Origin of the sequence: Streptomyces sp. NPDC091972 (genome assembly GCF_044756385.1) — a bacterium.
Classification (GTDB): Bacteria; Actinomycetota; Actinomycetes; order Streptomycetales; family Streptomycetaceae; genus Streptomyces.
The window spans coordinates 343283-351844 of the sequence record NZ_JBIVSV010000010.1; the positions used below are offsets into that span (position 1 = coordinate 343283).

Here is an 8562-nt window from a genome sequence, read left to right on the forward strand (position 1 = left end):
TTCTCCTTTGCGTTTGCGTCGTTCGCTTTCGACATGGAAAACGTTACGGCATTCCCGCAGCCAAAAAAGCCATTTCGCCTTAGACCTCAATAAGACTGGATGTGCATCGCCTGAGAATCGAAAGGCTGACACAGAATTTACGGGCGAACATGAAAAGGGCCCCGCCGACGCCACCGCCTCGGGTGGCGGTGGGTGGTCGGCGGGGCCGGGGGTGCTGCGTGCGGTGATGCCGTCGGTCTACTTGACGATCGTGATCCGGTTCGCGGCCGGCGGGGCGATCGGGCTGCTCGCCGACGAGTTGGCCGTCAGGTACTCCACCAGAGCGGCGAGGTCGTCGCCGCCGACGAGGTCGTTGGTGCCCTGGCCCAGCGTGGTGAAGCCGTCGCCGCCGCCCGCGAGGAAGCTGTTGGTCGCGACACGGTAGGTGGCCGCCGGGTCGACGGCCGTGCCGTTCAGCCTCACGGAGTCGACGACGATCCGGTCGGCGCCGGTCTTCGTCAGGTCGAGCGTGTAGGTGAGGTTGGCCGACGGCAGCAGGATCTTCGGCGAGGCCGCGTTGGAGCCGCTCACCTGCTCCTGGAGGACCTTGACGAGCTGGGCGCCGGTGAAGTCCTGGAGGTTCACGGTGTTGGAGAACGGCTGCACGGTGAAGCCCTCGGCGTACGTCACCACCCCGTCCCCCTCGGTCCCCTTGGCCGCGTAGGTCAGGCCCGCCCGGACGCCGCCGGGGTTCATCAGCGCGAGGTCGGTCTCCGGGTCGAGGGACCTGCCGTACGCGAGCTGTGCGTCGGCGATCAGGTCACCCATCGGGGACTCGGTGCCGGTGCTCGGGACGTCGGCGGAGATGTAACCGATCGGGCGGTTGCCGATGGGCGCCGCGAGGGTGTTCCACCGGCTGATCAGCTCGGTCATGTCGGGCGCCTTGGCGACGGTCCGGGTGACCACGTGGTTCGCCGACTTCACGGCCGTACGGGCGATGTCGCCGGTGAAACGGTCGTACGTCAGCGTGGTGTCGGTGTAGAGCCGGCCGAAGGACGCGGCCGAGGTGACCATGCGCGGGTTGCCCGCCGGGTCGTCGATCGTGCACACGTAGGCCGCGTGGGTGTGGCCGGTGACCAGGGCGTCCACGGACGGCGAGATGTTCTTGGCGATGTCGACGATCGGACCGGAGATGCCGTCGCCGGCGCCGGGCGCGTCACAGTCGTAGTTGTAGGAGGCGGAGGCCGGGGCACCGCCCTCGTGGATGAGGGCCACGATCGACTTCACGCCCTGCTTCTGGAGCACGCGGGCGTACTTGTTGATCGTCTCGACCTCGTCCTTGAACTTCAGGCCCTTGACGCCCTCGGCGGAGACGACACCGGGGGTGTCCTCCAGGGTGACGCCGATGAAGCCGACCTTGACGTCCTTCTTCTTCCACACCCAGTAGGGCTTGAGGATCGGCTTGCCGGTCTTCTCGTCCAGGACGTTCGCGGCGAGGTAGGGGAAGTCGGCGCCCTCGAACTCCTCGTCGGTGTAGCAGCCGGCGGTGGGGTGGCAGCCGCCGTTCTGGAGCCGCGCCAGTTCGCGGGCGCCCTCGTCGAACTCGTGGTTGCCGACGCTCGTCACGTCGAGGTCGAGCTTGTTCAGCGCCTCGATGGTGGGCTCGTCGTGGAAGAGGCCCGAGATCAGCGGGGAGGCGCCGACCATGTCTCCGCCGGCGGCGGTGATGGAGTAGGCGTTGTTCCTGCGGGCCTCGCGCAGGTGGGTGGCGAGGTACTCGACACCGCCCGCGTCGATCGTCTTCATGGTCCCGTCCGCCTGGAGCTCGGTGACCCGGCCGGAGGAGCCGGACGGCGGCTCCAGGTTGCCGTGCAGGTCGTTGAAGGACAGCAGCTGGACGTCCTGGTAGCGGCTCGGCAGCGGTTTGCCGTGCTGGTTGTCGTGCGCGCCGGCGGGCAGTGCGGCGGCGAGGGCGCCGGCGGTGGCGAGACCGGCGGCCGCGGCCACGAGTCGATACGTACGTCTGCGGCGCTGTTGCTGCTGGGACATGGCTGGCATACGCCCCCCTGGTTCCGGATGTGAGAGTGCCCCCGTCCGGCGCAGCCTAGGGTCAACGCGCGTAGCGCGACAGAGGTTCCGCGGTTACATCCTGGTTGCTTCTTTGCCGCCGCTTTGCGTGCACCTCCCCTTACCCTCGTAGCCATGACCAGCGACGACATCGCACGCCCCGGCATCTCCCGCTCCATCGAGACCCTTTCGGCGCTCTCGCCGGACCAGACCGAGGCGGTCCTCGGGCTGCTCGCCGAGGCCGCGCGCCACGACGGCCGGCAAGCGGTGTCGGAACAGGGCAGGTTGCAGCTCAGGGGCGGCGCCCGCGAGGGCGTGTCCCATCTGCTGCTGCACGTCGGCGACGAACTGGCCGGATACGCCCAGTTGGAGGACACCGACCCGGTGGAGGCGCCGGCGGCGGAGCTGGTCGTGCACCCCGCCCACCGCGGCCACGGCCACGGCCGCGCCCTGGGCTCGGCGCTCCTCGCCGCCTCCGGGAAGCGGCTGCGGGTGTGGGCCCACGGCGGTCACAGCGCCGCCCGCCACCTCGCCCAGGTCCTCGGGCTCACCCTCTTCCGTGAACTGCGGCAGATGCGGCGCCCGCTGGCCGGCCTCGAACTGCCCGACCCGGTGCTCCCGGCGGACGTGACGGTCCGCACCTTCGTGCCCGGCGAGGACGACGCCGCCTGGCTCGCGGTCAACGCGGCCGCCTTCGCCCACCACCCCGAGCAGGGCTCGCTGACCCAGCGCGACCTCGACGACCGCAAGGCCGAGGCCTGGTTCGACCCCGAGGGCTTCTTCCTGGCCTTCCGCGACGGCGAACTGGTCGGCTTCCACTGGACCAAGGTGCACGCGGCCGAACAGCTCGGCGAGGTCTACGTCCTCGGCGTCCGCCCCGGCACCCAGGGCGGCGGCCTCGGCAAGGCCCTCACGACGATCGGCCTGCGCCACCTGGCCGCGCAGAACCTCCCGACCGCGATGCTCTACGTCGACGCCGACAACAAGGCGGCGGTCTCGGTCTACGAACGACTCGGTTTCACGACGTACGAGACGGACTTGATGTACCGCACAGAGACCTGAGATCGGGATCGCCCGGGATCAGGAGGCCGGACGCGGCCCGAGGCGTCGTAGCGACTCCGGGGTGCAGGCCGTCCACACTGCGGTCGCGCTCAGCAGGACCACTGCCCACCGTACGTGCGCCGCCTGCCAGTTCGGGTCGCCCGGTGGGACGAACAGGTCCCAGCGGGCGGGGAGCAGGGAGGCGGCGAGGAGGGCCAGGGTCAGGAGGCCGGCCGCCACCGAGGGGCCGGGTTCGGGTTCGTCGGTGAAGCGGACCGCCACCGCCGCGGCGGCCAGCGCGAGGACGGCCGTCGCCGCCGCCTCCAGGGTGACCGCGCCCACCGGCGGCCGCGCGTCCTCGGGCAGCAGGGCCAGTGCCGCCGCCCACCACAGGGCGGCGACCGGCGCGGCCAGTGCGGCCCGTAGCCCGCTGCGCACCCACCGCCGGGTGGGGACGGGGGCGGTGAGCCGGCGGGCCGGGTCGTCCAGGAGGAAGGCCAGGCCCAGGGCGAAGACGAGGGCGGCGGCCCGCAGAAGGGTGACGCCGAGCCACGCGTCGGGTGTCCGGGACAGCAGCCGCGGCAGCGCGACCACCAGCAGGCCGACGACCGCCCCGGCCCCGACCGCCCGCCACGGCACCGTGCGTGCCACGGCCGCGACCAGCGCCCACCGGGCGCGCCCGTCACTCCTCCGCACAGTCGTTCGCCTCCTTCGGCACCTCGACGCCCAGCACCCGTGCCACCTGCGCGGTCGAGACGCCCGGCGCGGTCAGCTCGCTCCAGTGCCGCTTGACGGAAGCCGTCACCTCGCCGCGCGGCCGCCGCAGCAACTCCCGTACGACATCGGTCTGTCCGGCCGTCATGGAGAGTCCGCTGGTCGGGGCGAGGACACCCGCGTCCCCGGTGACGCTGTCGTCGAGGCGGACGTTCGCGAGGGCGGTCATAGGGTGCGCGTCCCCGCCCACGGCCAGCCACATCGTGGTGACCACCCGGCCGTCGCACAGTTCGCCGCCCTTCGACTCGTCACCGGCGACCAGCACATAGGCGACGGCGACCGCGAACTCGGGGACCCGGTTGCCGCCCCACCGCGTGCCGACGGTGACCTGGTGCGGCGTGGTGAGCGGTTCGATCGCCGCGTCGCCGTCCAGGCCGTAACGGGCCTCGACCCGCTGCCGTACGACAAGGGGCTGCCGGGCGGCCGTACCGCCGGCCAGGGACCGGACGCGGTCCACGGCCCCCGCCCAGTCGCCCGTGCGGCCGGTCCACTCGGGGAAGGCGCAGTACGTCGAGCCGTCGAGCCGTACGCACGACTGGACCCGCTCGGGGGAGACCGAGACCCGCTCACGGGCGGCGGCCAACTCCGGTGACACACCGCCGGACTGGCCCATGGCACCGGTCACCGTCAGCGCGAGCGCGCCCGCCGCGCCTGCCTTCAGCAGGGGCGTCCGGCCGCCGCTCGCCAGGACCGCGCAGAGGGCGAGCAGCAGGATCAGCCCCGTCAGGTACAGCGCGTGCCAGGCGGCCGGGCGGCCGACGAGGTCCGTGGGCAGGACCGTGTTCCGGCTGGTCTCGTCGACGATCGGGGACAGCCACCGGGTCCACTGCGCGCCGCTGGTGCCCGCGGAGACGAACACGCCGAGGACGAAGAGTCCGACCACGCCGACCGGTGCCGCGAACGTGGACGGGACCAGCCGGGCGAGCAGCACGCCGAACGCGCCGCACAGCAGCACGTACAGGGGGCCGACGGCCAGTTCGGCGAGGGAGCCGTGGCCCACCGCGCCCGGCCTGAGGGCCTGCCGGGTGAACTCGCCGAGCACCACCAGCGCGGTGACGGCGGCGAAGGGCACCACGGACAGCACATGGGCGACCGTCCGCCGCCACGGCTCCATGACCATGACGTCGAACTGCCGGTCGGTACCGCGCCTGCGGGAGCGCAGTGTGCACCGGTTGACGCACACGAACAGGGCGATCCCCAGCAGCAGGGGGCCGTTCTGGGTGGCGCGGTCCGCGTCCTGGAGGGCCGGGAAGGCCTCCATGCCGTCCTGCGGGTGGAACAGCGTCCACGCCGTGTAGCCGACGTACAGCAGCAGCGTCGCCAGCACCGGGATGTACCGCAGCAGGTCGCGGGCCTCGAAACGGGCCAACGCGAACACGGCGGGCCAGGCCCGTCGCGGCTCGTCCTCGGGTACGGCGGTGGACTCGGCCGCCGTCTCGGTCACCAGGCTCATGCCGCCGCCACCTCCGCGTCCACGTCGTCCAGGGTGAGCAGGTAGCCGTCCTCCAGGGTGGGTTCGAGGAGTTCGGCGCCCGCCGGCGGATCACCGACGTTGCGGAAGGAGCCGGTGCCGGTGCGCCAGCCCGCCTTGGCGCCGGGGGCGCGTTCCGTGCTGCTCCACACCCGGCCGGCGGCACGTGCGCTCAGTTCGGCAGGGGTGCCCTCGAAGAGGATGCGGCCACGGGCCATGACGAGGACGCGGTGGCAGAGCATCGCCACGTCCTCGGTCTGGTGGGTGGACAGGAGCACGGTCCGCCCCTCCCCCGCCTGTGCGATCAACTCCCGGAACCTCATGCGCTGTTCGGGGTCGAGCCCCACGGTCGGCTCGTCGAGGACGAGGAAACCGGGGTCGCCGACGAGGGCGGCGGCCAGCGCGACCCGCTGCCGCATCCCGCCCGACAGCTTCTTGATGCGCTTCGCGCGTACGTCCCCGAGGTCGACCTCCTCAAGGACGCGCCGCACCTCGCGGTGGCGTGCGGTGCGGTCGGTGAGCTCCTTGAGGATCGCCACGTAGTCGACGAACTCGAAGGCGCTGAAGTCCGGGTGGAAGCCCGGGGTCTGCGGCAGGTAGCCGAGCGAGCGCCGGACCTGCTGCCGGCCGCGCGAGCTGCCCGGGTCGTGCCCGAGGACGGTGAAGGAGCCCCGGTCGGCGGGCACGGCGGTGGCGAGCACCCTGAGCAGGGTCGTCTTCCCGGCCCCGTTGGGCCCGAGCAGCCCGGTCACCCCCGGCGTCAGCCGCAGCGACACGTCGTCGAGGGCGCGGGTGCCGCCGTAGCGGAGATGGAGCCCGGAGGCGGAGACGGTGGCGGTCATGCGGAGCTCCCGTTGCGGAGATCGAGACGGTGACAGTGGAAGGGGCGCGGCTCGGCGGCGGTCATCCGGCGCTCCCGTCGAACAGGTCGAAGCGGTCACGGACGAGGAAGAGCAGGGCGGCGCCGAGCACGGCCACCGCGCCCGCCACGCCCTGCCCGGCCGCCGTGAACGGTGCCAGGACAACGGTCTGCGCCTGCTGTGCGGCCTGCGCGACCAGCAGTACGGTGATCCAGGCGCCGCCGACCAGGGAGGGCGCGCGGACCGAGCCGAGCCTCGGGGTGAGGGCGAGGCCGGTCGCGGTGAGGGCGAGCGCGGGCAGCAGCCAGGCCAGGGCGCGCAGGCCGTAGCCGGGCAGGGCGAGGGTGGCGAGCCCGTTGAGGCCGAGGCCCGCGACCAGCACGGCGAGCGTGCGGATCATCAGCAGGCGGAAGCCGTGGGTGGGCGCGACGACCGTCATCTCGTAGGTCGGGTCGAGTGCCGGGCCGTACGACAGCGCCACCCCGACCAGCGGCAGCAGCGGGGCGAGAGCGAGGAACAGGGTCGGCGACTCGGTCGTACGCACCGCGCCGACGGTCGCCAGCAGCAGGAACACCACGGCCGCCAGCCAGGAGCGCCTGAGCACCGGCGTGGCCGCGAGCAGCCGGGCCGTGTGGTCGGGAATCCCGGCCCGTGTCAGCAGCGCCTCGAACCACCCCGGCCGGGGCGCGTCCAGCTCGGCGTCGAGCCGCTCCCACCCTGCGTCCAGCGCCACCGGGTCGCTGACATCGGCGAGCAGCCCCCGGCACTCGGCGCAGGCGGCGAGATGGGTGTCGGCGGACCAGAGCAGGGGGGCGGCCAGATCGCCCCGGGCGTAAGCCCTCAGATCATCCTCGGCCACATGCCAGGTCATGCCGCCACCTCCTTCACTCGTACCCTCACCGAGCCGTGCGCCCGGTCCTGGGACCAGCCCTGCGGCCGGCTCCGCCCCCGTGCTCCCGACCGCCGTCGTCCGTACGTCCTCACGCGAGCGCCTCCCTGAGCTGCTTGCGGGCGCGCATCGCGCGGGTCTTGACCGTGCCGGGCGGGATGCCGAGCAGGACGGCGGCCTCGCGGGTGGTGAGGCCGTCGACGACCGTCGCCTGGAGCACCGCGCGCAGTTCCGGTGACAGGCGGACGAGCGCGCCCGCGAGGTCCCCGTGCTCCACCCCCGCGAGCACGCGTTCCTCCGCGGACGCCTCGTCCCGGTGCCGCAGCCGGGACAGCGCCTGCCGGAGCCGCCCGCGCGCCCCGTCGCCGCGCAGCGCGTCGATCAGCCGCCGTGAGCCGATCCGCCACAGCCACCCGGCGACATCACCTTCCTCGTGGTAACGCGCGGTCCCCCGCCACACCGCGAGGAAGGTCTCCTGTACGACGTCGTCGACCACGCCCGCGTCCGCGCAGCGCCCCCGCAGCCGGGCCAGCAGCCAGGGCGCGTACCGCCGGTACAACTCCTCGAAGGCACGCCGGTCACCGTCCGCCGCGATGGCCCGCAGCAGATCCCCGTCGCTTCTCGTTTCCCTCACGCCCCCTCATCGGACGACCCCGGCCGACCGGTTCACCCCGCGACAAAGAAACCACGCTTGACTTTCGGGCCCCCTCGCATCACGTTTTCACTGATCAATTAATGAAAGGGTGATTGTCCGCGTGGTCGAGTACCGCATCGACCGGCGCTCCGGCGTCGCCACCTACATGCAGATCGTCCGGCAGACCAAGCAGGCCCTGCGACTCGGCCTGCTCGAACCCGGCGACAGGCTCCCCACGGCCCGTGAGGTCGTGGAGGCCACCGCCATCAACCCGAACACCGTGCTCAAGGCGTACCGCGAACTGGAACGCGAGGGCCTGGTCGAGGCCCGCCGCGGTCTCGGCACCTTCGTCCGCAGGACGCTCGGCGCCGGCGTCCAGGCGGCCGACACCCCCCTGCGCGCCGAACTCGACGACTGGGCCAGGCGCGCCCGGTCCGCGGGGCTCGCCCGCGAGGACGTCGACGCGTTCTTCACCGCCGTACTCGACGAGCACTTCCCGAAGGAGGACCACTGACGGGGCGCCTACGGGAGTGCCGGGTGCGGTTGTCGGGCGAGTGAGCGCACGTCGTGGCCGGTCGCGCAGTTCCCCGCGCCCCTGGGTGGGTGCAGTCACGCACGCCACGATGGACCGTCAGTCGCGTACGGCGGTGAGGGGACGGGGTGGGGGGTGTCCGCCCGCAGCGGCCGGCGTCCGTTACCGAGCACTACTCAAGGGGCCGAGCCGCCGGACCGAGGACGGATACCCCCCACCCCGGCACCGACCCACCCCCCGAACCCCAGGCGCGACACAAGCCCCCCCCCCACAGGCGGCGGCGCCGCCGGCCTCAGGGGCGCGGGGGACTGCGCA

The 8562-nt window shown here is 72.7% G+C and carries 8 protein-coding genes; 2 read left to right on the forward strand and 6 right to left on the reverse strand.

Features of this window, described 5'->3' with window-relative positions; all coding sequences use genetic code 11:
- Positions 1-237: 237 nt before the first annotated feature.
- Complete coding sequence (locus ACIQJT_RS28740; RefSeq protein ID WP_402648307.1) at positions 238-2037, reverse strand: bifunctional metallophosphatase/5'-nucleotidase; 1800 nt, start codon at positions 2035-2037, stop codon at positions 238-240.
- Positions 2038-2181: 144 nt separating this feature from the next.
- On the opposite strand from ACIQJT_RS28740, the gene mshD reads away from it, so the two are divergent.
- Complete coding sequence (gene mshD, locus ACIQJT_RS28745; protein ID WP_402648310.1) at positions 2182-3108, forward strand: mycothiol synthase; 927 nt, start codon at positions 2182-2184, stop codon at positions 3106-3108.
- A gap of 18 nt (positions 3109-3126) precedes the next feature.
- Here mshD and ACIQJT_RS28750 read toward each other — a convergent pair whose 3' ends face one another.
- The 5 genes from ACIQJT_RS28750 to ACIQJT_RS28770 form a co-directional block, all read right to left on the reverse strand.
- On the reverse strand, positions 3127-3783 hold the full coding sequence (locus tag ACIQJT_RS28750; RefSeq protein ID WP_402648313.1) for an ABC transporter: 657 nt from the start codon (positions 3781-3783) through the stop codon (positions 3127-3129).
- A complete protein-coding gene (locus tag ACIQJT_RS28755; protein ID WP_402648316.1) occupies positions 3770-5314 on the reverse strand; it encodes an ABC transporter permease in 1545 nt (514 codons plus the stop codon). The genes ACIQJT_RS28750 and ACIQJT_RS28755 overlap by 14 nt, the downstream gene beginning before the upstream one ends.
- Positions 5311-6174 carry an ABC transporter ATP-binding protein gene (locus ACIQJT_RS28760; protein WP_365452484.1) on the reverse strand — a complete coding sequence of 288 codons (864 nt, stop codon included), beginning with the start codon at positions 6172-6174 and terminating at the stop codon, positions 5311-5313. Before ACIQJT_RS28760 ends, ACIQJT_RS28755 begins: the two co-directional genes overlap by 4 nt.
- A 61-nt stretch (positions 6175-6235) precedes the next feature.
- Positions 6236-7063 (reverse strand): zf-HC2 domain-containing protein, encoded by an 828-nt coding sequence (locus ACIQJT_RS28765; protein WP_402648319.1) that lies wholly within the window; start codon positions 7061-7063, stop codon positions 6236-6238.
- Positions 7064-7172: 109 nt separating this feature from the next.
- Complete coding sequence (locus ACIQJT_RS28770) at positions 7173-7715, reverse strand: RNA polymerase sigma factor (RefSeq protein ID WP_365452488.1); 543 nt, start codon at positions 7713-7715, stop codon at positions 7173-7175.
- A 121-nt stretch (positions 7716-7836) separates the two neighbouring features.
- Between ACIQJT_RS28770 and ACIQJT_RS28775 the strand changes: the two genes are divergently transcribed.
- On the forward strand, positions 7837-8229 hold the full coding sequence (locus ACIQJT_RS28775; RefSeq protein WP_402648358.1) for a GntR family transcriptional regulator: 393 nt from the start codon (positions 7837-7839) through the stop codon (positions 8227-8229).
- Positions 8230-8562: the final 333 nt, after the last annotated feature.

What these genes read in the sequence shown, in the direction of transcription:
- ACIQJT_RS28740 (WP_402648307.1), bottom strand. Translation starts at nt 2,037, where the DNA reads ATGCCAGCCATGTCCCAGCAGCAACAGCGCCGCAGACGTACGTATCGA.
- mshD (WP_402648310.1), top strand. Translation starts at nt 2,182, where the DNA reads ATGACCAGCGACGACATCGCACGCCCCGGCATCTCCCGCTCCATCGAG.
- ACIQJT_RS28755 (WP_402648316.1), bottom strand. Translation starts at nt 5,314, where the DNA reads ATGAGCCTGGTGACCGAGACGGCGGCCGAGTCCACCGCCGTACCCGAG.
- ACIQJT_RS28760 (WP_365452484.1), bottom strand. Translation starts at nt 6,174, where the DNA reads ATGACCGCCACCGTCTCCGCCTCCGGGCTCCATCTCCGCTACGGCGGC.
- ACIQJT_RS28765 (WP_402648319.1), bottom strand. Translation starts at nt 7,063, where the DNA reads ATGACCTGGCATGTGGCCGAGGATGATCTGAGGGCTTACGCCCGGGGC.